This is a genomic window from Micromonospora chokoriensis (assembly GCF_900091505.1).
Classification (GTDB): domain Bacteria; phylum Actinomycetota; class Actinomycetes; order Mycobacteriales; family Micromonosporaceae; genus Micromonospora; species Micromonospora chokoriensis.
On sequence record NZ_LT607409.1, the window covers coordinates 802503 to 826135 of the forward strand.

Genomic DNA, 23633 nt, shown 5'->3' on the forward strand with positions numbered 1-23633 from the left:
GGATCGTCATGGCCAAGCAGCAGATCTCCGAGCAGCAGCAGAAGACCGAGCGGGCCCGGCGGGAACAGGACACCGAGCGCGACCAGGACTTCGGGGACCAGGCCGCTTCGGCGCGGCTGCCCGACGATCCCAAGGCGGCGGCACCCCGGGACGCGATCGGACGTCCGTCGACCGGCGAGCCGGTCTGAGACACACTGACCGGTGAACCGGTCTGAGACACACTGACCGGCGAGCCGGTCTGAGACACGCGACCGGTGAACCGGTCTGACAGACGGTGCGAGGCGGTCGGGGCGGTCATTCCGCCCCGACCGTCACTCTTCGTGCTCAGGCAGACGCATCAGCGGAGACCGGCCGAGTGGCTGCTCGGGCGGCGGGCCGGACGGCTCGGCCGGCGGCACCGGCACCGTCACCGGCTCGGCACACGTCACCCGGATACGTTGATCGTGGTGGCGCAACTCCACCACGTCGTCCGGGCCACCGTGGCGCAGCGAGTACGTCGTCTGGTGCGGCCGGACATCCACCCGCAGCGCCAGCCCACGCCACTGCAGGGAGAACTCCAGCCTGTTGAGTCGGCTGGAGAGCCGGGGCGCGAAGGACAGCTCACCGTCGTGGTCGCGCAGGCCGCCGAACCCACTGACCAGGGCGAGCCACGCGCCGGCCAACGACGCCATGTGCACGCCGTCGCGGGTGTTCTCGTTGAGGTCGTGCAGGTCCATCAGCGCTGCCTCACGCAGGTAGGTGTGCGCCAACTCCGGGTGGCCCACCTCGGCGGCGAGCACCGCCTGGGTGCACGCCGACAACGACGAGTCGCGGACGGTACGGCGCTCGTAGTAGAGGAAGTTGCGCAGCTTCTGTTCGCTGGTGAACGCGTCCCCCCGCCAGTGCATCGCGAGGACCAGGTCGGCCTGCTTGACCACCTGTTTGCGGTACAGCTCGAAGTACGGGTAGTGCAGCAGCAGCGGATACTTCTCCGCCGGCGTGTGCGTGAAGTCCCACTCCTGGAGCCGGGTGAAGCCCTCCACCTGCTGGTGGACGTCGAGCTCCTCGTCGTACGGGACGTGGATGGAGGTGGCGGCGTCCCGCCAGCTCGCGGCCTCCTCGTCGGTGACCCCGAGGTGGAGCGCCTCGTCCCGGTAGCGCATCACCACGTCGGCGGCGCTGAGCAGGTTCCGTTGCGCCATCAGGTTGGTGTAGGCGTTGTCGTTCTTCACGGCGGTGTACTCGTCCGGGCCGGTGACACCGTCGATGTGGAACCGCCCGTGCCGGTCGTGGTGGCCGATCGAGCGCCACAGCCGGGCGGTCTCCACCAGCAGTTCCAGGCCGATCTCCCGTTCCAGCTGAGTGTCCCCGGTGACCATCACGTAGCGGCGCAGGGCGTCGGCGATGTCGGCGGCGATGTGGAAGGCCGCGGTGCCGGCCGGCCAGTATCCGGACGATTCCGGCCCTTCGATGGTCCGCCAGGGGAAGGCCGCGCCCCTGAGGTTGAGCGTCTCGGCCCGCTCCTTCGCCGAGTCCAACGTGCTGTACCGCCACTGCAACGCGCTGCGCACCGCGCTCGGCTGGGTGTATGTGAGCACCGGCAGCACGAACATCTCGGTGTCCCAGAACGCGTGCCCGTCGTAACCGGGGCCGGTCAGTCCCTTCGCCGAGATCGGCCGCTGCTCCGCCCGTGCTCCGGCCTGCAGCACGTGGAAGAGACCGAACCGGACCGCCTGCTGCACCTCGGGGTCGCCCTCGACCAGCACGTCGGACGCGTCCCAGAACTCGTCGAGGTAGTTGCGCTGCTCCCGGTGCAGGCCGTCCCACCCGTCGAGCCGGGCGCCGGCCAGGGCCGCGCCGACCTGGTCGCGCAGCGCGGGCAGCGACCGCCGACTCGACCAGCCGTACGTCAGGTACTTGATCACCCGCAGCTTCTCACCGGGCTTGAGCACGCAGGCGATCGTCGTGCGCACCCAGTCCTGGTAGCCCTCGGACTCGATGGTGGTGTGGTCCGGGCCGTGCACCTCGTGCTCCATCGCGGCGGCGACCCGCAGCCCGGAGACCTTGGTGCGGTGGATCAACTGCCCGCCGTCCGGGGTGGTCAGCTCCTCCTCGGCCTGCAGGGGCGACTCCAGCACCGCCGCGACCCGGGGGTCGTTGCTCTGCGCCGGCAGCGACTCGTTGGCCACCAGCTCGGACTGCACGATCAGCCGCAGTGGGCCGTCGACGGCCTCCACCTCGTAGCTGATGGCGGCGACCGACCGCTGGGTGAACGAGACCAGGCGGGTGCTGCGGACCTTGACCTCCCGACCGGCCGGTGAACGCCAGTGCAGCTCCCGGTGCAGGGTGCCGGCCCGCAGGTCGAGCACCCGCTCGTGGGACAGCAGCTCCCCGTAGCGCACGTCCAGCGGCTCGTCGTCGACGAGCAGCCGGAGCAGTTTGCCGTTGGTGACGTTGACGATCGTCTGCCCGGACTCGGGGAAGCCGTAGCCCGCCTCCGCGTAGGGCAGCGGACGCAGCTCGTAGAACGAGTTGAGGTAGGTGCCGGGCAGGCCGTGCGGCTCACCCTCGTCGAGGTTGCCCCGCAGGCCGACGTGCCCGTTGGAGAGCGCGAAGACCGACTCGGACTGGGCCAGCACGTCCATGTCGAGCCGGGTCTCCCGGACGTGCCACGGCTCGACCGGATAGGCCCGCTCCCGGATCACGCGGGACCTCGTCCACCGGTGGACTGGTGGGTGGCGGTGCGGGCCGGCGACGGCGGGTCGGCGACGGCGAGCAGGTCGGCGAGGTCCCTCACCACGACGTCGGCGCCGTGCGCCAGCAACTCGTCGGCCTGCCCGACCCGGTCGACGCCGACCACGTAGCCGAAGCCACCGGCGCGGCCGGCGGCCACCCCGGACAGCGCGTCCTCGAAGACGGCGGCGTGCGTCGGGTCGACGCCGAGCAGCCTGGCCCCGGCCAGGAAGGTGTCGGGGTGCGGTTTGCCGCGCAACGACTGGGCGCGGGCGACCAGCCCGTCGACCCGGGCCTCCAGCAGTGGTTCCAGCCCGGCGGCGGCGACCACCTCACCACCGTTGGCGCTCGCGGTCACCACGGCCCGGCGTAGCCCGGCCTCGCTCGCGGCCTTCAGGTAGTGCACCGAGCCGGGGTAGACCTCGACGCCCGAGGTGCGCAGGCGCTGCAACAACAGGACGTTCTTGCGGTTGCCCACGCCGTTGACGGTGTCGGCGTCCGGCGGGTCGTCGGGGCTGCCCTCGGGCAGCACTATCCCCCGGGAGGCGAGGAACGACCGGACCCCGTCGGCGCGGGGTCTCCCGTCGACGTAGCGGTTGTAGTCCGGGCCCGGGTCGAACGGTTGGAACGGTTCACCCGAGCGGACGGCCCGCTGGTGGAGGAACTCGTCGAACGTCTGCTTCCACGCGGCGTTGTGGACGCGGGCGGTCTGCGTCAGCACACCGTCCAGATCGAAGAGACAGGCGGTCACGTGAGCAGGTAGGCCCAGCACGGTACGAATCTATCCACCCTGCTGGGCCCGCAAACCGGTTTCGCCCGGCCCGGTTCGGTTCAGTTCGGCCGTAGCGTCCAGATCACGGTCATCGCTGAGGTCGGCTTGCCGTCCTCGGTCGTGATCTCCACCTCCACGGGGAACTCCGGCCGCTGGCCGGACTCCAGTTCCTCGATCACCTCAAGCGCCGGCCGGCCCAGGCGCGCGGTGGCCAACACCGCGCCCATGGCGAGCTTGCGGTAGGCGATGTCGGCCCGGACGGCGAGCGGCACGGCCCGGTCGAGCAGCTGCCCGAACGCGGCCATCACGACCGCGCCGGAGGCTGTCTCACCGAGACTGAACATGGCACCGGCGTGGGGACCGCCGATGTGGTTGTGGGTGGCTGACGAGTCGGGCAGCCGGACGACTGCTCGTACCCCGCCCGCCGCCTCGGGTGCCACCTCGACGAACTCGAGGCCGAGCGTACGGGCGAAGGGCACCGCTTGCAGCATGCCGGCGGCCACCTGGCGGGAGTCGATGGTCATGGCCTGACGCTACTCGTCGGTAACCAGGGCGGCAACCAGCGGTTTCCCCGGTGACCGCAGGTCGTCAGAGGTTGGCGATCGTGCGCAGGATCTCCGCGTAGAAGTTGCCGTCGATGCTGCGGAAGAAGGAGAAGTCCTGGCCCGGGTCGCCGAAGAAGGGGCGCAGCGTCCAGGCCAACTGGGTGCCGACGAAACCGAAGAGCAGGATCCAGATGTAGAGCAGGGTCATGCTCGCCGGCCGCTGGGTCGGCTCGCCGCGCCGCACCGGCGGCCGCTCCCACGGGCGCTGCACCGGGCCGTAGCCGGGAGGCACCATGCCGGGCGGGAACGCGGCGACGGCCGGCTGACCGCTCGGCTGCGCCGCAACCGGCGGGGTAGCCGCGGCACCGTTCGCGGTCGACCCGGCCGCCGTGGCTCCGGCCGGCACGGCTCCGGCCGGCACGGCCACCGGCTCGGCAGCCGGAACGGCGACCGGCGCCGCAGCCGGGGCCGGGTCGGCGGGTACGGCCGCGGGCACGGCCTGGGCCGGGACGTTGACCTGGGCGTACGCGTCGGTCTGGGCCCTGGTGGCCTCCGGCGCGAGCAGGCCGTGGTCGTTGAGCACCTGCATGCCGCCGGTCAGGAACCGCAGCCCGACCAGCGCCGACAGGGTCAGGATCGCCACGTTGAGCAGCTTGAAGAACCCGTAGTCGGGTGCGGTGATGAGGAAGAAGAGGCTGATCGGTGCGAACGCCACGGCGAGCATCGAGGTGACCGTGATCGCCACCATCACCAGCGCCAAGGACTGCCGCACCGAGAGCCGGGCGCCGAAGACCAGGTTGAACAGGTAGAGCGTGGGCAGGCAGATGGCGAGCGTGACCAGGAACAGCAGTGGCAGCTTCAGCGCCGAGGTCAGCGCCATCAGCGGGCTGTGGAAGGCCCCCAGCACCGCCCCGTAGCAGGCCAGCGCGATGGCGGAGCTGGCGAGCATCCGCCCGGTCAACGCGTTGAGGTCACCCTCGGCCACGATCTGCTGCCAGATGCCCGCGCGATCTCGCAGGATGCGCTCGATGACGAGCGGACTGGGACGGTCACCCGACACGGATGCACCCCTCTCGGTGGTCTTGCACGGTGGACTAGGTGCGCAGACGGTAGGACACCGGGTGGCCGAACCGCCACCCCGTCACGGCGAGTCGTCAGCGCCAACCCACGTCGATCCGGGCGCCGCGCTCGTCGAAGAAGTGCAGCGCGTCCATCCGGACCGAGACGGCGAGCGGGTGACCGGCGCTGACCGCCGGATACGGCGCGAGCCGCACCGCCAACTCCGCCGGGCGACGGTGGTGCCGGCCCGGGTCGGGGAGCACGCTGGTCTGGGCGTCACCAACGGCGGGTGCCGGCGACTCCACCGGCTTGCCGGTGAGCCGCTGCATCACCGATCCGAACCGGCGCAGACCACGCTGGCCGACCGGCGGCGGGTCGAGCGATGTGCCCATCTCGTCGACCATGATCGCGGTCGCGCCGATGTCGAGGAACGCCAACGACTCGTGCCCGTGGTGCTCCAGGTAGCGGATCCGCCCCCGCAGCACGTCGCCAGGGCTGTCCGGGGAGACCGGAGTGAGCGCCTCGGCCCGCATACCGACCACGATCCGCTCACCGTGGTAGTGCGCCACCGCCCTGCTGCGGATGTCGTTCCACGGCAGGTAGAGCGACTGCTCACCGAGGTTCAGCGTGACGTACCGGTCGAGGTGGACGTAGACCGACGCCTCCAACAGGTTCATCCGCGGGCTGCCCAGGAAGGCGGCCACGTAGAGCGTCGCCGGCCGCCCGTACACCTGGGTGGGTGTGCCCACGTCCTGGAGCACGCCACGGCGCATGATGGCCACCCGGTCGGCCATGGTGAGCGCCTCGGCCTGGTCGTGGGTGACGTAGACGGTGGTGACGCCCAGCTCCCGGGTCAGGCCCGAGATCTCCGCGCGCAGCTCGGCGCGGAGGCCGCTGTCCAGATTCGAGAGCGGCTCGTCCATCAGGAACAGACCGGGCCGCCGGACGATCGCCCGGCCCATCGCCACCCGCTGCCGTTGGCCGCCGGAGAGTTGCCCCGGCTTGCGGGCCAGCACGTCACCGATGCCCAGGGCGCTCGCCACGTCGCTGACCCGCTCGCCCCTCGGCTCCGGCTCGACCCCGGCCAGCCGCAGCGGAAAGGCGATGTTGTCACCGACGGTCATGTGCGGGTAGAGCGCGAAGTCCTGGAAGACCATGGCGATCTTGCGGTCCCGTGGGGGCAGGTCGTTCGCCAGTTCCCCGTCGAGCATGACCGCGCCGTGGGTCGGGTCCTCCAACCCGGCGATCATCCGCAGCACCGTCGACTTGCCGCAGCCGGACGGCCCGAGGAGCACCATGAACTCGCCGTCGTTCACGTCGAGATTGATGCTGTCGACGGCCAGCGTGCCGTCCCTGAAGACCTTGCTGACATCCTTGAGCGTGACGGTGCTCACCGTCGTCCCCCCCAGCTAGTCCCTGCCGACCCAGAGACTGTGACCAGGATCATTCGGTTCGCACATCGGGTAAACGTCTCATGTTTGGTTCATGACGCTGCTATTACACGACACAAGCGATCAACAGGGCGAAGAGCGCCCGCTCGGCTCCCCCAGGAAAACCTGACGCACCACCCGTTCCGCCGCGTGCCCGTCGTCCAACGTGCAGAACCGGCTTCGGAAATGTTCGCGGGCCTTACTCGCGGCGTCCGAGCGCACCTCGCCGCTGCGGAACACATCGACCAGCTCAGCGAAGGTGGTGGCCACCGCGCCGGGCGGCTCGGCCGTCACGTCGAAGTAGACCCCCCGAGCCAACCGGTACGCCTCCCAGTCCGGGGCGTAGAGCACGATCGGCCGGTCGAGAACCGCGTAGTCGAACATCGCCGACGAATAGTCGGTCACCAACACGTCGGCGACCAGATAGAGGTCCTCCACCCGCTGATGACCGCTGACGTCGCGAACCCGTTCCCAGTCCGCCGGCCGACCGGGACGCCGCTCCCGATCGTGGAAGTAGTGGCTGCGCATCAGCAGCCGACCGGAGTCACCCAACGCCCGCACGAACCGGTCCGGGTCGAACGGCGGCCGGTAGCCGGGGAGGTGTTCACGGTGCGTCGGGGCGTACAGCACGACCTGCTCGTCGGGCCCGACGCCGAACTCGGCGCGCAGTCGGCGCACCTCGTCCGGGCCGGCCGTGACCAGGCGGTCGTTGCGGGGGTAGCCCACCTCCAACGTCGTGTACGTGGCCGGGTACGCCCGGTCCCACATCTGCGTGGAGAAGCTGTTCGCGCTGACGCTGTAGTCCCACCGGTCCACCCGGCGCAGCAGCCCGGCGAAGTCCATCCGGCCCGCGCCGATCGGGTAGCGCTGCTGGTCCAGGCCCATCACCTTGACCGGGGTGCCGTGGTGGGTCTGCACGTGCACCTGCTCGGGCCGCTTGCGCACGAAATCCGGGAAGTTGACGTTGTTGACCAGCCACCGGGCGCGGGCGAGCACCCGGTAGTACGCCGGGGTGCCGGCAACCACGTACTCCACCCCGGCCGGCACGGTATCCACCCGGTCCCGGCGCACGATCCACACCCCGCGCACCCCGGGCGCCAACCGGCGGGCGACCTCGTAGATCGCCGCCGGGTTGCAGGAGTATCCGCGGTACCAGTACGCGGCGTACACCGCGAGCGTCGGGTCGACCGGCCGACGCAACTCGGCCCGGTAGTACTCACGCAGCAGCCCGTCGCGGGTCAGCCGGGCGCCGCGCCGCGCGACCGGGCCGACCCGCCGGCGGGCGGTTCGGGCCTGCCTGCGGGCGACGTCGCGGGCCCGGCCGGCGGTCCGCAACGCGCTGAACGTGCGCCAACGGCCGGAGGCGACCAGCCGGTGCTTGAGCCCCTCCACCCCGCCCGGCACCGGATAGCCGCCGGGCGGCAGCCACCGATCGTAGTCGGCGGTGATCTGCGCGAAGAACGTCTGCCGCAGCTCCGGGGCGATCCGCTGACCGTTGCCGAGCACCGTCAGGTAGTGCCAGATCATCCGCTCGAAGACCGCCGGCCGCAGGGCGTCCGTCGCCGGCCCCCACTCGTCCATCAGGTGGAAGACCCGATGCCACTGTGGGAAGACCTCGAAATGGCGGTCACCGCGGGTCCGGGTGATCGCGCCGGCGCGGCGTTGCCGGTAGTTGACGCACACCCGGTCGAGTACGCCGATCCGCTGCGCCGCCATCAGCACCGGATAGCTGAACGAGACGTCCTCGTACCAGCCGGGGGCGAAACGCAGGCCCAGGTCGACCAGGAACTCCCGGCGCACCAGGCGGTTCCACGCGGTGTGCAGCAGGTGCATCGCCTCCGGCCGGTCCCGCAGCCGGAAGGTCTCCGGGCCGGGCGACTCCGGGAACACCTCGGCCATCGCGCTACGGGTGGCGGTGTCGTTCCAGTGGGTGCGCACGTGGTCGACGAGCAGCACGTCCGGGCGGGTCGCCCGCAACCGCTCGGCGACCTCAGTCAGACACTCCGGGGTCAGCCAGTCGTCGCCGTCGAGGAACCACACGTACTCGCCGGCGGCCCGGTCCAACCCGATGTTGCGGGCCGGACCGAGGCCGACGTTCTCCGGCAGCCGAACCGAACGGACCCGCCGGTCGCGGGCCGCGTACTCGTCGATGATGTCGCCGCCGGCGTCCGGCGAGCAGTCGTCGACGGCGATCACCTCGATGTCCGTCTCCGGCTGGCCGAGGACGGAGTCCAGGCACTCACGCAGGTATCCCTGCACGCGGAAGGCCGGCACCACGAAGCTGATCAGGGTCATCCGGCCGTCCCTCCGTCAGTGCGGCGCGGCACCTCCAGCGCCCACCGGCGTAACCGACGCCCGCGCGCTACGGGCCGGTCGCACGAACCAGGCCAGGACGACGCTCACCACGAAAACCACGAGAAGGTACGCACCGAGTGTAGCTAGACCGCTACCCGCCACGCCGACAATCGCCGTCAGGGCCAGCAGTGCCGAGCGCACCTCCCAGCCCAGCGTGGCCGCGTGCAACGGCGGTGCCGCCTGCCGCTTCTCCAACCGGGCGGTCAGGTCGTAGTGGTGCACGGTGAGCACGAAGACGTACCCGAAGATCAGCCAACCCGGCACTCCGCCGACCACCCCGACCGCGATGGCGAACAGGTACTCAGCGGCCCGCAACGCGGCGGGGACCAGCCAGTCCAGCGGACCGTTGTGCGCGGCCCCCGCACCCAGACCACCGACCAGTAGCACCAGCAGCGCCACCGGCACCGCCCAGCGCAGCCCGTCCGGCGTGTCCGTCAGCAGCGCCGCGACCAGCAGCACCGCCGGGCCGAGCGCGGCGGTCACCGCGAGGGTGAGCGGCCCCATCGGGCGGAACACCGGCAGCAGGCGGGCCAACGGGCCGTCGTCGCGGTGCAGGGTGGCGTCGACAGTGTCCAGCACCGGCACCCACATCCAGCGGGCCCGCAACGTGCGCAGCGCCCCGGTGTACGCGAACGCCAGAACCCCCCACACCAGCACCGCGATCAGGCTGACCAGCGGGTTGAACAGGGCCACGGTCAGCGCGATCAGCGCCCACCGCTCGCCGATCGGGAAGACCACGGTCCGCTTCAGCCAGTACGACAGCGAGCCGGTGTCCGCCTGCACCCTCGTCGATGCCGCGTTGAGCCGGTCACCGATCCCGCCGCCGGCACCCGTCGCCGTACGAGGTCGGCGGGCCGCCTCGTCGTGCAACACCCCGTACCAGGTGTCGGTCATGTGCCGGACGGTCTGCAGGGTCATCGCGGCGATGGCGAGGGCCCAGCCGTTGCCCAACCCGGCGTGGCTGACCCCGAACCCGAGCCCGGCGTAGACCAGGTACTCCTTGGCCCGGTCCGCCATCGTGTCCAGCCAGCCACCCCAGGCGCTGAAGTTCCGGGTGTAGCGGGCCAACTGGCCGTCCACGCAGTCCAGCACGAACCCGAGGTAGAGCAGCACCGCGCCACCGACCAGCGCGGGCCGCCCACCGATCCCGAACAACACCGCCGCGGCCAACGCGAACAGCACCGAGATCACCGTCACCCCGGTCGGGGTGAGCCGCAGCCGGGCCGCCAACCGGACCAGGTACGGCGACCAGGTGCTGACGAAGTAGGTGGAGAAGAAGTCGTCCTTCTCCTTCACCGACAGCCGCAGCTCGGCCCGGTCCTCGTCCACCGCCGTCACCGCCGCCTCGGCAGCGGTCAGCTCGTCGGCGCTCTCGACCCGGCGGGCGACGAGCAGGCGTACCCGCTGGGCGAAGATCAGGCTGCCGAGCGCCGCGAGGCCCGCGAAGAGCCGGTCCACGGCGGACCCGGGGGCACCCGCCGCGGCCCGGGCGGCGGCGGCGAGGGTCGGCAGGTCGTCCACGCCGACGCGCAGCGCGCCGCCGAACACGCCGGTGGCGTCCCCGTCGAGGGCGTCCAGCGCGCCGGCGTCGACCACCTGGCCGCGTTCCTCCCGCACGGCCGCCCGCCCGGGGACCGGTGGGTCGCCGAGCACCAGCGCCACTGTGGGCCCCACCGGGCTGGTGGCCAGGTGCCGCAGTACGGCGGTGTGCGCCACCAGGTCGGCGCCGGTGACCAGCACCGGGGCGGTGGCACCGGCGACCAGCGTGGTCACCTCGTCGAGGGTGGCCGCGAAGCGCACGTCGTCCGCCCCGGCCCGGCGCAACTGGGCGGCCAGGCGGTCGGCCAGCGGCTCCCCGGTCGCAGTGGTCAGGCCCGCCGCCGACGACCCGGCGGCGAGCACGATCGCGAGCGTCACCGCTGGACCGCGGCGTGGTACGCGTCGAGCGCCTCGGCGATGGTGCCGTCGAGCGTCAACCGGCCCGCGTCGAGGTACAACCCCCGACGACAGAACCGGGTCAGGTCCTTTTCGTTGTGTGACACCAACACGAGCGTGCGCCCCTCCCCGAGCAGACGATCAATCGTCGCGTAACACTTCTTGCGGAACTCCGCGTCGCCGACCGCGGTCACCTCGTCCATCAGCAGGATCGGGTGCGGCAGGTGCGAGATGATCGCGAAACCGAGCCGCACCTTCATGCCCGACGAGTAGTGCCGCACCGACGTGTCGATGGCCCGTTCCACCTGCTCACCGGCGAACTCGACGATCTCGTCGAAGTGCCGCTTCAGGTAGCCCGTCGACAGCCCGTGCAGCCCACCGACCAGGTGCAGGTTCTCCCGCCCGGTCAGGTCGTTGGAGAAACCGGCGGACAACTCCAGCAACGGCGCCACCGCGCCGTGCACCCGGATGTCGCCCTCGTCCGGGATGAGCACACCGGCGATCAGCCGCAGCAGGGTGCTCTTGCCGGTGCCGTTGCGGCCGATCACCCCGACGGTCTCGCCGGGCGCGACGGTGAACGACACGTCCCGCAGCGGCCAGAACTGGCCGGGCAGCGCGCCACGCTTCCCGCGATGGATGAACAACTCCCGCAGCCGCAGCTGACGGCGACGGTTACGGACGAACCGGATACCCAGCCCGTCGGCCTCGATGATCGGGGCGGCCACGTCAGAGTTCCTTGAGCACGGCGGGCTCCAACCGGCGGAACGACCACCAGCCCGCGGTCAGCACCAGCAGGCTGCCACCGACGGTGGTGGCGAGCAGCCGGGCGTCGGGAAACTCGTCCGGGTACCAGATCGCGTGGTGCAGTTGGAAGATCCCGACCAGCGGGTTCAGCTCGTACACCACCTTCAACCAGTCGGGCAGGCTGGACTCCCGGACCAGGCTGAGCGGATAGATGATCGGCGTGGCGTAGAAGAGCACCCGAATGATCAACCGCATCAACCGCTCGACGTCGCGCATCAGCACGTTCCACGCGGACAGCAGCAGGGCCAGCCCGGTCAGCAGGACGGCCTGGACCAGCACCGCCAGCGGGAGGGAGAGCAACGACCAACCGGGATGGATCCGACCGTGCGCCGCGTAGATCACCGCGATGGCGATCAGGATCGGCAGGCCGGCCGCGTACTCGGCGAACCGGCCGGTAACCCGACCGATCGGGAAGACCTGACGCGGCACGTTCATCGTGGTGATCAGCCGGGACTGGCCGGTCAGCGCGTTGGTCGCCTCACTGAGCGCGGAACTGGTCCACATCCACGCGAAGATCCCGGTGATCAGGAACAACGGGTACGACTCGGCGGCCTCGCCGAGGTGCCGCCCGGTGTCGCGGGAGTACAGCACCCCGAACACGAACCAGTAGATCGCGCCCATGCCGAGCGGCTCGATCAACGACCAGAAGTAGCCCAGCACCGACTGCTGGTACTTGACCGCCAGGTCCCGTCTGACCAGGATGCGCAGCGAGTTGCGGTGCGACCACAGGGCCGCGACGCCAGAGGTCACCGCAGCCTCCCGCCTCCTGAAACGGACGCCAGGTTAGCAGTCGGTGAACGAATGCCCCGAATCGACCGGGCTCAGCACTCGATCACGTTGACGGCCAGGCCGCCACGCGCCGTCTCCTTGTACTTGATCTTCATGTCGGCGCCCGTCTCCCGCATGGTCTTGATGACCTTGTCCAGCGACACCTTGTGCACACCGTCGCCGCGCAGCGCCAGCCGGGCGGCCGTGATCGCCTTGATGCTAGCCACCGCGTTCCGCTCGATGCAGGGAATCTGCACCAGGCCACCCACCGGGTCACAGGTCAACCCGAGGTTGTGCTCCATCCCGATCTCGGCCGCGTTCTCCACCTGCTCCGGCGTGCCGCCGAGCGCCTCGGCCAGCCCTGCCGCCGCCATCGAACACGCCGAACCGACCTCACCCTGACAGCCGACCTCCGCGCCGGAGATCGAGGCGTTCTCCTTGAACAACACGCCGATCGCGCCGGCCGTCAGCAGGAACCGCACCACGCCGTCGTCATCGGCGTTCTCCACGAAGCGGCTGTAGTAGTGCAGCACCGCCGGGATGATCCCGGCCGCGCCGTTCGTCGGCGCGGTGACCACCCGGCCGCCTGCCGCGTTCTCCTCGTTGACCGCGAGCGCGAACAGCGTCACCCAGTCCATCGCGTGCAACGGGTCGGCGGTCCCGGCGTCCGCCTCCAGGCCGCGCCGCAGCTCCGCCGCGCGCCGCCGAACCTTCAACCCCCCGGGGAGTACGCCGTCGCGCTCGCAACCGCGCTGCACGCACTCCCGCATCACCCGCCAGATCTCCAACAGGCCCGCCCGGATGTCCGCCTCGCTGCGCCAGGAACGCTCGTTGGCCAGCATCACCTCGCTGATCGACAGGCCGGTGCGGGACGTGACGTCGAGGAGCTGCGCCCCGGTCAGGAACGGGTACCGCACCTGCGTGCTGTCCGGCTTGATCCGGTCCGCGCCCGCCGCCTCTTCGTCCACCACGAAACCGCCACCGACGGAGTAGTAGGTGCGGGTCCTGACCTCCTCACCGGCCGCGTCGAAGGCCGCGAAGGTCATCCCGTTCGGGTGGTACGGCAGCGACCGGCGCCGGTGCAGCGTCAGATCCCGGTCCGGGTCGAAGTCGATCTCGTGCGCGCCGAGGATGCTGATCCGCCGCTCGGCCCGGATCCGCTCGACCCGAGGAGCGACGGTGTCGGTGTCGACAGTCTCCGGCGACTCCCCGGCCAACCCGAGCAGCACCGCCGGACCGCTGCCGTGACCGTGCCCGGTGGCCCCCAGCGACCCGAACAACTCGGCCTGCACCCGCGCGACGTCACTGAGCAACCCGTCGGCCTTCAGCCCGCCGACGAACGTACGTGCCGCCCGCATCGGCCCCACCGTGTGCGAACTGGACGGCCCGATACCGACGCTGAAGAGGTCGAAAACACTGATCATGGCTGCGCTTCCTCGCCGTCGCCCCGGCGTACGGGACCCGGCCGGGTCGTGACCACCGATCTGGCGGCCCCGATGGTGACCGTCCGGGGTATGGGGTGCCGGCCCTCCGGGGTGTGGAAGGCCGATCAGCCAGCCTACCCGCCCAGTTCACAGCCCACCCGGTCCGGGACGTGAACACCCGATCACCGTCCCCCGCCCCCGCACGCTCGCCGGCGGGTGGCGACGGTTCGGAGGCGTCAGCGGAGGGCTGCCCGGGTAAAGCACCTACGGGTCCACGGGTCGCCGCTCCTCCTCGGGACCGAGGGCGAGGTGGCCATCCCTTTCTACCGTGGATTGCAGACGCGGCGCACCGCCGCAGAGTGGGAGTACGACGATGAGTCGCAAACTGGTCCGGCCCCGCGAGGGGCGCATGATCGCCGGTGTCTGCGCCGGCCTCGGACGGCGGTTCGGCATGTCGGCCGGAATGGTCCGGCTGCTGTTCCTGCTGTCGCTGCTGCTGCCCGGCACGCAGGTGATCGTCTACCTGATCCTGTGGGTGCTGATGCCGAACGAGGACCGCTACCTCGCCTCCACCGGCCACTGATCCCGCCCCGCACACCCACGTAATCAGAGATCTTGGACAGTTTCCGTCAGCACCTGACGGAAACTGTCCAAGATTGCTCGTATCGCAGCCCCACCGGCGTCGCAGATCCAGTGGATCCGTGATCGACTTCGGCCAGGGCGGCCGCCCGGGACCGCCGGGACCCCCCCCGAGGGCGAGAACCTCAGGCGGCGGACCACCCGCGGACATCCGAAAGGCACAAGACGGAAGCGCCCGCTCCGACGGAAGTCGGGGCGGGCGCTTCCGCGTACGAGGGATCGAGTGGGTCAGGGAGCGATGTAGGTGACCGTGATCTGCTGGTAGCCGAGGGAGCGGAGCAGCCCCTCCAGCATCTTGCGGGTGTTCTCCTCGGCCCGGGCGGAGAGACCGCTGTCGCGGGCGGCGGCGGTGATCCGCTCCTCGGCGAGCTTGTAGACCTGCTGCTGCCGGTTGGGGTCGTTGCCGACCAGGTCACCGAGCCGGTTGAGCAGACCGCGCTGCTCCGCGAAGACGTAGCTCTTGTCCATGTCGAGGTTGGTCTCGCCGAGCTGCGGCGCCGGCAGTTTGATCTCGACGGACTTGCCGTCGGCCGACTGGACGATGGCGCCGTCACCGATCTTGGTGAAGTCGACGTACGCCTCGACGCTGCCGGCCCCGACGAACAGGGTGCGCTCGTTGAGCAGGAAGTCGGGGACGTTGCGCCGGTCGTTCTGGGTGTCGACCACCACCTGGAAGTTGCCCTCGGCGGCGACGTAGCGGCTGAGGTCCTGGATCGACTTCAGCAGCGGTGGCTGGCTGCGGTCGGTCTGCTCCTTGGCGAACGGGTTGCGGAACTCCGGCAGGAAACCGGTCGCCTGGATGCCGAGCAGCACCACCACGGCCAGCGCCGCGGCGCCGAGCAGCAGGAGCAGGCCTCGGGCCGCCCCACCACCGCCGCCAGGCTCCGGGCTGCCGGGGCCACCGAAGCCTCCGGAGCCGTCGCCCGGTGTGTCACTGGTCGGCTCGGGTGTCGCGGCCGACCGCTCCTTGAGGTTGTCACCGGTCGGGTAACCGGGGAACTCCCTCGTGGGCTCGTTGGTGCCAGCGTCGCGGGCCATCACGCTCACCGTCCTTGTCAGACACGTCGTCTGTCAATGACGGTACGGCCCCCGTGCGACAGTCGCGCGCCGAGCGCCCCGAAAGCACAAACGGGCAGGTCAGGCGAACGCGGAGAGCCCGGTGAGCCGCTGCCCCACGACCAGTTGGTGGATCTCGGAGGTGCCCTCGTACGTCAGCACGCTCTCCAGGTTGTTGGCGTGCCGCATGATCGGGTATTCGCCGGAGACACCGTTGGCGCCGAGGATGGTGCGGCACTGTCGCGCGATGGCCAGGGCCTCCCGGACGTTGTTCAACTTGCCCACGCTGACCTGGTCGGGCCGCAGCCGGTGGGCGTCGGCGAGCCGACCCAGGTGCAGCGCGAGCAGTTGCGCCTTCACCAGCTCGACGGCCATGTCGGCGAGCTTGGCCTGGGTGAGCTGGAACCCGGCGAGCGGACGACCGAACTGGGTGCGGGTGCCCGCGTACGCCAGTGTGGTTTCCAGACAGTCACGGGCGGCGCCGACAGCGCCCCAGACGATGCCGTACCGGGCCTCGGTGAGGCAGCTCAGCGGCGCCTTGAGCCCGGTCGCCTCGGGCAGGCGGGCGTCCGCCGGGAGCCGGACGTCGTCGAGCGCGATCTCGCCGGTGACCGACGCGCGCAGCGACATCTTCCGGCGGATCTCCCGGGCCGTGACACCGGGCGTGTCCATGGGTACGGCGAAACCGCGCACCCCTTCGTCGGTGCGCGCCCAGATCACCGCGACGTCGGCGATCGGCGCGTTGGTGATCCACATCTTGGCACCGGTGAGCACCCAGTCGTCGCCGTCGCGGCGGGCCCGGGTGGTCATCGAGGCGGGGTCGGAGCCGTGGTCCGGCTCGGTCAGACCGAAACAGCCGATCGCCTCACCGGTGGCCATCGACGGCAGCCAGCGTTGCTTCTGCTCCTCGCTGCCGTAGCGCCAGATGGCGTACATGGCGAGCGAACCCTGCACCGAGACCAGCGAGCGGAGGCCGGAGTCGCCGGCCTCCAGTTCCTGGCAGGCCAGCCCGTACGCGACGGCGGAGGCGCCGGCGCAGCCGTAGCCGGTGAGGTGCATGCCGAGCAGGCCGAGTTTGCCGAACTCCCGGGCCAGTTCGCGGGCCGGCACCTGGCCCTGCTCGTACCAGTCGGCGACGTGCGGGCGCACCCGGTCGTCGACGAGCTGGCGGACGACGTCGCGGATCTGCCGCTCTTCCTCGCTGAGCGACGGGTCCAGGTCGAGCAGGTCCAGCGGAGCGGTCATGGACGCCACCTTAACGAAGGCTCAGCGCGCGACAGAAGGGCTCGTCACTCGATCGGCTCGGAGAGCACCAGCACCCGGGCGTGGATCTGGTTGCGCTGCTGAAGGGCGGCGCGCAGCGCACGGTGCAGCCCGTCCTCCAGGTAGAGCCCACCGTTCCACTGCACGACGTGCGGGAAGAGGTCTCCGTAGAAGGTCGAGTCCTCGGCGAGCAGCTTGTCCAGCGCCAGCTCCCGCTTGGTGGTGATCATCTGGTCCAGGCGCAGTGGCCGGGGCGGGATCTCCGCCCACTGCTTGAGCGTCAGATTGTGCTCCGGATAGGGACGCCCGTCCCGGACCGCTCTGAAGATCACGACGGCACGCTCCCCTCCCCGTGGCCGGGCCGACCGACGGCGCCGAGCCGGGCCGCGGCGGGCACCGCGCGGCGCGGCACCGATGACCGTGCCAGCCTAGCCGCCCACCGCACGCTGCGTTTCGCTCCCTGATGTCAGTTTCACTACCGGTCGTCCGATCCTCAAGCGGACAAACGGGACGGCGCGCTCAGCTCCACCGGCCGCGCCGCACCACCTCGTCCATCGGACGGCGCCCCCGACGCAACGACGGTGACCTATGGTCGGCCGCCCGGTAACCGATTGTGACGGCACCGACGGGTTGGTACTCCTCCGGCACGCCGAACGCCTGCCGGTAGGTGGCCAACCGCTGCGGCGGAATGCCGAAGAAACAGGCCCCCAACCCCTCGTCCACCGCGGTGAGCAGCATCAGCAGCGCCGCGAAGCCGGTGTCCACATGCCAGTACGGCACCGGCCAGCGGTCGACGGACTGGTCCGTCCACCCCTTGTCCGGCTCCGCGTACCGCCGCAGGTAGACCGACTCGTTGGCGTGCGGCACCACGATGAGCGGCGCCCGGCGCATGCCGGTCAGCCAGCGTTCCCGACCACCACCGTCGGGGGTGGTGGCGGCCCAGAACCGTTCCCGGTCGGCGGGTTCGTCCAGGACCAGGAAACCCCAGCCCTGGGCGAAGCCGGCCGACGGTGCCCGGACCGCGTGGTCGAGCAACCGGTCCACCACGTCGGGCGGGACCGGGCGGTCCGGGTCGTAGTTGCGCACCATCCGCCGACGCCGGACGACCTCGGCGAACTCCATCAGGCCCCGGGCCGGATGCCCCAGGCACCCCGCCAGGTCGTACCGGGCTTGAGGGTCAGCAGGTCCCGGCCCGAACGGAACGCGTCCGGCGGGCAGGTCATCGGCTCGATCGCCACCGAGCGGCGGTGCCGGTCACCGACGAGGGCGTCCCCGGTGAACACCTGCCACCAGCCGAACTCGGCGTCCGCCCAGATGCTGACTCCCGCCGAACCGTCCGGCGCGGCCAGGCTCACCGACGAGCCGCCGTCGGCGTCGCGGATCACCTCGCCGAAGCACAGATCCAGCTCGGCGGCGCCGATCCGGCGCGGGCTGGTCCAGTCGTACTCCGTCCCGGTCACCGGTGTCACGCCGACCGGCAGCAACCGGCCGTCCACCAGCATCCGGGTACGGGTCGGCAGCCGCATGACCAGGTCGTCGACCGCGACCCCCGGCAGTTGCAGGTACGGGTGCACGGAGAAGCCGAACGGTGCGGCCTCCTCACCGGTGTTGGTCACCTCGTGCTCGACGCGCAGCCCGTCCGCGCCGATGCTCCACCGGCTGAGCAGCCGCAGCGGCCACGGGTAACCGGGCTGCGGCGGAAGGTCGTAGCCGACGGTCACCGCGTCCTCGGACTGCTCCAGCAGCCGCCACGGCACCCAGTTGACCAGGCCGTGGATGGCCACGTGCCGTTCCGGCTCGGTCAGCGGGAGCTGGTGCGTCCGCTCCCCGAACGAGTAGCGGCCGTCGCGGATCCGGTTCGGCCAGGGCGCCAGCACCTGCCCGGCGCAGCCCGGGCTGACCTCGTCGGTCCGGTATCCGTCGACCAGGTCGACGCCGTCGTGCCGGTACGTCCGGAGCCCGCCGCCCACCTCGACGATGACGGCCTCGTGGCCGGCGGCGGAGATGGTCCACTGGGCGCCGGAGAACGGGCGCTGATCGGGGCTTTCCATGTCGGCGACCCTAACCGGTCACGTCCGGTCGCCGCTCGACGCCGTCGCCGCCCGGTAGCGCAGCAGCGCCGGGAACGCGACAGCGAGCACCACCACGAGCACCGCCGAGGCGAGCCCGCCGGCCACCCAGGCGACCCCACCGCCGAAACCGGCCGCCATCGTGCCGGCGCGAAGGTCGCCCAGGCGTGGGCCACCGGCCACCACCACCGTGTTGACGCCCTGGAGTCGGCCACGCATCCGGTCCGGGGCGTAGACCAGCAGCATCGACTGGCGCAGCACCGCGCTGATCAGGTCGGCGGCACCGGCCACGGCGAGCAGGAGCACCATCAGCCAGAGCTGGTGGGCGAGACCGGCCGCGGCGATCGCCAGGCCCCAGCCCACCACCGCGAGCACCAGGCCGACGCCCTGCCGGCGGAGTCGGCCGATCCAGCCGGAGGTCAGGCCGCCGAGCATCGAGCCGATCGCGATGGCGCTGTAGAGCAGACCGACCGACCCGCCACCGCCGAACCGCTCGTGGGCGATCTCCGGGAAGAGCGCCCTCGGCATGGCGAGGATCATCGCGATCAGGTCCACGCCGAAGGACAGCAGCAGCACTGGTGTGCTGGCCAGGTAACGGAATCCGTCGACGACGCTGGCCAGGCCGGCCCGGCGGACCTGACCGTCCTCGGTCGGCTCGGGCGGCAGCTTGGGCAGTCGCAGCGCGGCCCAGAGCATCGCGGTGAACAGCACCGCGTCCAACCCGTAGGCGATCGGCAGGACCACGGCGGTGTCCGGCGACGCGGAGAGGATCAGACCGGCGGCGAGCGGCCCGGCCACCGAGGCGGCGGTGAACGTCGTGTAGTTCAGGGTGGTGGCGGACGCCACCAGGTCCTCCGGCACCAGGCGGGGCAGCATCGCGCTGCGGGCCGGCGAACTGATCGCGAACGCCACCGACTGCACCGCCATCAGCGCCAGCAGCAGCACCGGGCTGCCCACATCCAGCACCGCCTGGAGCAGCAGCCCGAGAGTGGATGCCCAAAGCAACAATGAACCACCGAGCAGCACGGCACGCCGGTCGCGGGCGTCGGCGACCGCGCCGCCCCAGAGCCCGAAGACCAGCAGGGGTACGAAGGCAGCGACGCCCAGCAGACCCACCCAGAACGAGTCCCGGGTCAGGGCGTACATCTCCACCGGCACCGCGACGGCGGTGAACTGGAAGCCGAACATCGCCACCGTGTTGCCGAGCCACAGCCGCCGGTACGCGGGCACCCGCAGCGGCCGTACGTCGATCGCCCAGCGGCGCGCTCCGCGCGGCCGGGCCTCCTGCACACCGGTCACGGCGCCAGCCGCTCGACGACCCAGCCACCCTCGTCGAGGCGGCGGAAGCGGAGCCGGTCGTGCAACCGGCCGGACCGGCCCTGCCAGAACTCCACCGACTCGGGGTGCACCCGCAACCCGCCCCAGTGCGGCGGGGTGGGGACCTCCGCCGTGCCGGCGAACCGCTCGGTCACCTCCCGGTACCGCTCCTCCAGCACCGACCGGCCCGACACCACCTGGGACTGTGGGCTGGCCCAGGCGCCCAGTTGGGAGCCGCGCGGCCGGCTGGCGAAGTACGCCTCGCTCGTCGCCCGGTCGACCGGCGCGATCCGCCCGGCGACCACCACCTGCCGCTGCATGGGAAACCACGGAAAGACCAGACTGGCGTACGGATTGGCGGACGCCTCGACGCCCTTGCGCGACAGATGGTTGGTGAAGAAGACGAAGCCCTCCCTGTCGTACCCCTTCAACAGCACCGTGCGGCCACTCGGCCGGCCGGCCGGGTCCGCAGTGCCCACCACCATCGCGTTCGGTTCGGGTAGCCCGAAGGCCACCGCGTCGGCGAACCACCCGTCGAACTGGGTGTGCCAGTCGGTGGCCAGGTCAGCCTCGGTCAGGCCCAGGTCCGCGGCGTACTCGTTACGCATCGCAGCCGGGGCGGGTGTGTCGCCCGTCACGTCCCCACTCCTTCTCGGCGCGCCCGCCTTCGCCCTCCCGCGCTGGCCAGCCCGCACCGCCCAGTCTCACCGAGTCCAGCGGAGATTGCGCGCCTGGGGATGTCGCGTGCAGCACAGTCGCAGCGGGTCGCGTATCCCTTACTCAGCAGGCAAGATGTTCCGAACACATCCCTGAGGGTCGCCTAAGGCGCTCGGCCGACCAGGCCGGATGAGCTGTTCGGGCGCACCGACCAGATCCAGGAGAGCGACATGGCCGACTTCAAACCCGGGCTGGAGGGCGTCGTCGCCTTCGAGACCGAGATCGCCGAACCTGACCGCGAGGGTGGCGCGCTGCGCTATCGCGGGGTCGACATCGAGGATCTGATCGGCCAGGTGTCGTTCGGCAACGTATGGGCGCTGCTGGTCGACGGTCGGTTCGGGCCGGGTCTGCCGCCGGCGGAGCCGTTCCCGGTGCCGGTGCACTCCGGTGACATCCGCGTCGACGTGCAGTCGGCGGTCGCCATGCTGGCCCCGTACTGGGGGCTGAACCAGCTGTTGGACATCTCCGACGAGCAGGCCCGCGAGGATCTGGCCCGGGTCTCGGTGACCGCGCTCTCCTTCGTCGCCCAGTCCGCCCGGGGCCTCGGCCTGCCGGCGGTGCCGCAGAAGGAGATCGACAAGGCGCAGACCATCGTCGAGCGGTTCATGAAGCGCTGGCGCGGTGAGCCCGACCCCCGGCACGTGAAGGCCGTCGACGCGTACTTCATCTCGGCCGCCGAGCACGGCCTGAACGCGTCCACGTTCACCGCTCGCATCGTCGCCTCGACCGGTGCGGACGCGGCCGCCTGCATCTCCTCCGGCATCGGCGCCCTCTCCGGTCCGCTGCACGGCGGCGCCCCGTCCCGGGTGCTCAGCATGTTGGAGGCGGTGGAGCGCAGCGGCGACGCGGAGGGCTACGTCAAGGGCGTACTCGATCGCGGCGAGCGGTTGATGGGCTTCGGCCACCGCGTCTACCGGGCCGAGGACCCGCGCGCCCGCGTGCTCCGGCGCACCGCCAAGGAGCTGGGCGCGCCGCGCTTCGAGATCGCGGAGGCACTGGAGAAGGCCGCCCTCGCCGAGTTGCAGGCCCGCCGCCCGGACCGGGTGCTGGCCACCAACGTCGAGTTCTGGTCGGCCGTGGTGCTGGACTTCGCCGAGGTGCCGGCGCACATGTTCACCTCGATGTTCACCTGCGCGCGGATGGGCGGCTGGAGCGCGCACATCCTGGAGCAGAAGCGCCTCCAGCGGCTGGTGCGCCCGTCCGCCCGCTACGTCGGCCCGGAGACCCGCAAGCCGTCCGACGTCGAGGGTTGGGGCGCGGTCCCGCACGGCGTCTGAGCTGTGCAGGGGCCTCCGGTCGACGCCTGGCGTCGACCGGAGGCCCCTCGCTTCACCACCGGGCGGAGGCGACGTCGAGGTGTGGCGAAGGCCTCAGACCTGCCCGCGGGGGCCCGGCTTCCACCGATGGGTCCGGGTGCGAGGATGAGGGCCGGCAGTGTCGCCGGGCCCGCCCTCGCCCCTGTGGAAGGATCTTGAAGACCGTGGCTGACGCACCGACCATCCGGATTCCCGATGACATCAAGCCCGCCGACGGACGTTTCGGCTGCGGCCCGTCCAAGGTCCGTCCCGCGGCGGTGTCCGCGCTGGCCGAGGTCGCGACCAGTTACCTGGGCACCTCGCACCGGCAGAAGACGGTCCGTGACCAGGTGGCCCGGCTGCGCTCCGGCATCGCCGAGTTCTTCTCGCTGCCCGAGGGCTACGAGGTCGTGATCGGCAACGGTGGCACCACCGCGTTCTGGGAGGTCGCCACCTTCGGCCTGATCCGCGACCGGGCCCAGTTCGCCAGCTTCGGCGAGTTCGGCGCCAAGTTCGCCAAGTCGGTCGCCGACGCGCCGTTCCTGGGCGAGCCCACCGTCCGCAAGGCCGAGGCGGGCAGCGCGCCGGCCCTGGTCGCCGAGTCCGGCGTGGACGCGTACGCGACGCCGCAGAACGAGACCTCGACCGGTGTGGCGGTCCCGATCAGCCGGGTGGCCGGCGCGGACGAGGGCGCGTTGCTGCTGGTCGACGCGACGTCCGGCGCGGGTGGCCTGGAGGTCAACGTCGGCGAGACCGACGTCTACTACTTCGCCCCGCAGAAGTGCTTCGGCTCCGACGGTGGCCTCTGGTTGGCCCTGATGTCGCCGGCCGCGCTGGACCGGGCCGCCGAGATCAAGGCGTCCGGGCGTTACATCCCCGCCTTTCTCGACCTGGTCACCGCGATCGACAACTCGCGGCTGGAGCAGACCTACAACACCCCGGCGCTGGCCACCATCTTCCTGGCGGCCGAGCAGACCGACTGGATGAACGCGCAGGGCGGCCTGGCCTGGGCGGCGAAGCGCACCGCCGAGAGCGCCGCCACGGTGTACGGCTGGGCGGAGCGGTCCACGGTGGCCACCCCCTTCGTGACCGACCCGGCACTGCGCTCCAACGTGGTCGCCACGATCGACTTCACCGACGGCGTGGACGCCACGGCCATCGCGAAGGCGCTGCGCGCCAACGGCATCGTCGACACCGAGCCGTACCGCAAGCTCGGCCGCAACCAGCTCCGGGTGGCGCTGTTCCCGGCCATCGAGCCGGCCGACGTCGAGGCGCTGACCGCGTCCATCGACTACGTGGTCGAGCGCCTCTGAGCTTCGTCACGGTCGGTGTCCGTCGGGGCCTCCACGGACACCGACCGTGATCATCGCCGCAGCTCAGTCACGACATGCGGGGTGTCGCTTCCCCCACCCCGAGGCAGATGCGCGTACGGTGGTCGGAGACGCCTGGGTGGCCGACTCGTGGCGTGCGGCC

21 protein-coding genes are annotated in these 23633 nt (G+C 71.2%); 4 read left to right on the forward strand and 17 right to left on the reverse strand.

All coding sequences use genetic code 11. From position 1 onward, the window contains the following. The first annotated feature begins 8 nt into the window (after positions 1-8). Entirely contained in the window at positions 9-188 is a 180-nt protein-coding gene (locus GA0070612_RS03725) for a hypothetical protein (RefSeq protein WP_088986644.1), read from the forward strand. A 123-nt stretch (positions 189-311) separates the two neighbouring features. Here the strand turns inward: GA0070612_RS03725 and GA0070612_RS03730 are convergent, their stop codons facing one another. The 10 genes from GA0070612_RS03730 to GA0070612_RS03775 all read right to left on the reverse strand — a co-directional run bounded on the left by GA0070612_RS03730 (position 312) and on the right by GA0070612_RS03775 (position 13804). Then, entirely contained in the window at positions 312-2684 is a 2373-nt protein-coding gene (locus GA0070612_RS03730; protein WP_088986645.1) for a glycoside hydrolase family 65 protein, read from the reverse strand. Then, positions 2681-3484, reverse strand: coding sequence for an HAD family hydrolase (locus GA0070612_RS03735; protein ID WP_088986646.1), 804 nt, complete (start codon positions 3482-3484; stop codon positions 2681-2683). The genes GA0070612_RS03730 and GA0070612_RS03735 overlap by 4 nt, the downstream gene beginning before the upstream one ends. 59 nt (positions 3485-3543) lie before the next feature. Further along, entirely contained in the window at positions 3544-4008 is a 465-nt protein-coding gene (locus tag GA0070612_RS03740; protein WP_088986647.1) for a DUF4442 domain-containing protein, read from the reverse strand. 64 nt (positions 4009-4072) lie between these two features. Continuing rightward, positions 4073-5089 carry a hypothetical protein gene (locus GA0070612_RS03745; protein ID WP_088986648.1) on the reverse strand — a complete coding sequence of 339 codons (1017 nt, stop codon included), beginning with the start codon at positions 5087-5089 and terminating at the stop codon, positions 4073-4075. Between the two features lie 94 nt (positions 5090-5183). After that, a complete protein-coding gene (locus tag GA0070612_RS03750; protein ID WP_088986649.1) occupies positions 5184-6482 on the reverse strand; it encodes an ABC transporter ATP-binding protein in 1299 nt (432 codons plus the stop codon). Positions 6483-6602: 120 nt separating this feature from the next. Next, positions 6603-8813, reverse strand: coding sequence for a bifunctional glycosyltransferase/CDP-glycerol:glycerophosphate glycerophosphotransferase (locus GA0070612_RS03755; protein ID WP_088986650.1), 2211 nt, complete (start codon positions 8811-8813; stop codon positions 6603-6605). 15 nt (positions 8814-8828) lie between these two features. Continuing rightward, the gene (locus tag GA0070612_RS03760) at positions 8829-10790 is read right to left on the reverse strand and encodes a DUF5941 domain-containing protein (RefSeq protein WP_157742420.1); all 1962 of its coding nucleotides are present in this window, start codon (positions 10788-10790) and stop codon (positions 8829-8831) included. Next, complete coding sequence (locus GA0070612_RS03765) at positions 10787-11533, reverse strand: ABC transporter ATP-binding protein (protein WP_088986651.1); 747 nt, start codon at positions 11531-11533, stop codon at positions 10787-10789. Before GA0070612_RS03765 ends, GA0070612_RS03760 begins: the two co-directional genes overlap by 4 nt. A gap of 1 nt (position 11534) precedes the next feature. Further along, complete coding sequence (locus tag GA0070612_RS03770; protein ID WP_088986652.1) at positions 11535-12362, reverse strand: ABC transporter permease; 828 nt, start codon at positions 12360-12362, stop codon at positions 11535-11537. 71 nt (positions 12363-12433) lie between these two features. After that, complete coding sequence (locus GA0070612_RS03775) at positions 12434-13804, reverse strand: L-serine ammonia-lyase (RefSeq protein ID WP_088986653.1); 1371 nt, start codon at positions 13802-13804, stop codon at positions 12434-12436. Between the two features lie 373 nt (positions 13805-14177). On the opposite strand from GA0070612_RS03775, the gene GA0070612_RS03780 reads away from it, so the two are divergent. Next, entirely contained in the window at positions 14178-14387 is a 210-nt protein-coding gene (locus tag GA0070612_RS03780) for a PspC domain-containing protein (RefSeq protein ID WP_030486383.1), read from the forward strand. 284 nt (positions 14388-14671) lie between these two features. Here the strand turns inward: GA0070612_RS03780 and GA0070612_RS03785 are convergent, their stop codons facing one another. The 7 genes from GA0070612_RS03785 to pdxH form a co-directional block, all read right to left on the reverse strand. Next, on the reverse strand, positions 14672-15481 hold the full coding sequence (locus GA0070612_RS03785) for a DUF4230 domain-containing protein (protein WP_088986654.1): 810 nt from the start codon (positions 15479-15481) through the stop codon (positions 14672-14674). A 99-nt stretch (positions 15482-15580) separates the two neighbouring features. Further along, the gene (locus tag GA0070612_RS03790; RefSeq protein WP_088986655.1) at positions 15581-16744 is read right to left on the reverse strand and encodes an acyl-CoA dehydrogenase family protein; all 1164 of its coding nucleotides are present in this window, start codon (positions 16742-16744) and stop codon (positions 15581-15583) included. A gap of 44 nt (positions 16745-16788) precedes the next feature. Continuing rightward, on the reverse strand, positions 16789-17094 hold the full coding sequence (locus tag GA0070612_RS03795; protein ID WP_030329612.1) for a type II toxin-antitoxin system VapB family antitoxin: 306 nt from the start codon (positions 17092-17094) through the stop codon (positions 16789-16791). Positions 17095-17281: 187 nt separating this feature from the next. Further along, positions 17282-17884, reverse strand: a complete 603-nt coding sequence (locus GA0070612_RS03800; protein WP_088986656.1) for a nitroreductase family protein — start codon at positions 17882-17884, stop codon at positions 17282-17284. Further along, a complete protein-coding gene (locus GA0070612_RS03805) occupies positions 17884-18813 on the reverse strand; it encodes an aldose 1-epimerase family protein (RefSeq protein WP_088986657.1) in 930 nt (309 codons plus the stop codon). Before GA0070612_RS03805 ends, GA0070612_RS03800 begins: the two co-directional genes overlap by 1 nt. Positions 18814-18831: 18 nt before the next feature. After that, positions 18832-20130, reverse strand: coding sequence for an MFS transporter (locus tag GA0070612_RS03810; protein WP_088986658.1), 1299 nt, complete (start codon positions 20128-20130; stop codon positions 18832-18834). After that, positions 20127-20756 (reverse strand): pyridoxamine 5'-phosphate oxidase, encoded by a 630-nt coding sequence (gene pdxH, locus GA0070612_RS03815; protein WP_088991250.1) that lies wholly within the window; start codon positions 20754-20756, stop codon positions 20127-20129. The genes GA0070612_RS03810 and pdxH overlap by 4 nt, the downstream gene beginning before the upstream one ends. 279 nt (positions 20757-21035) lie before the next feature. Here pdxH and GA0070612_RS03820 point away from each other — a divergent pair, with 279 nt between their 5' ends. Together GA0070612_RS03820 and serC are read left to right on the forward strand one after the other, a co-directional pair. Further along, positions 21036-22142 (forward strand): citrate synthase 2, encoded by a 1107-nt coding sequence (locus GA0070612_RS03820; RefSeq protein WP_088986659.1) that lies wholly within the window; start codon positions 21036-21038, stop codon positions 22140-22142. Positions 22143-22345: 203 nt separating this feature from the next. After that, positions 22346-23473, forward strand: coding sequence for a phosphoserine transaminase (gene serC, locus GA0070612_RS03825; RefSeq protein WP_088986660.1), 1128 nt, complete (start codon positions 22346-22348; stop codon positions 23471-23473). The last annotated feature ends 160 nt before the right edge of the window (positions 23474-23633 follow it).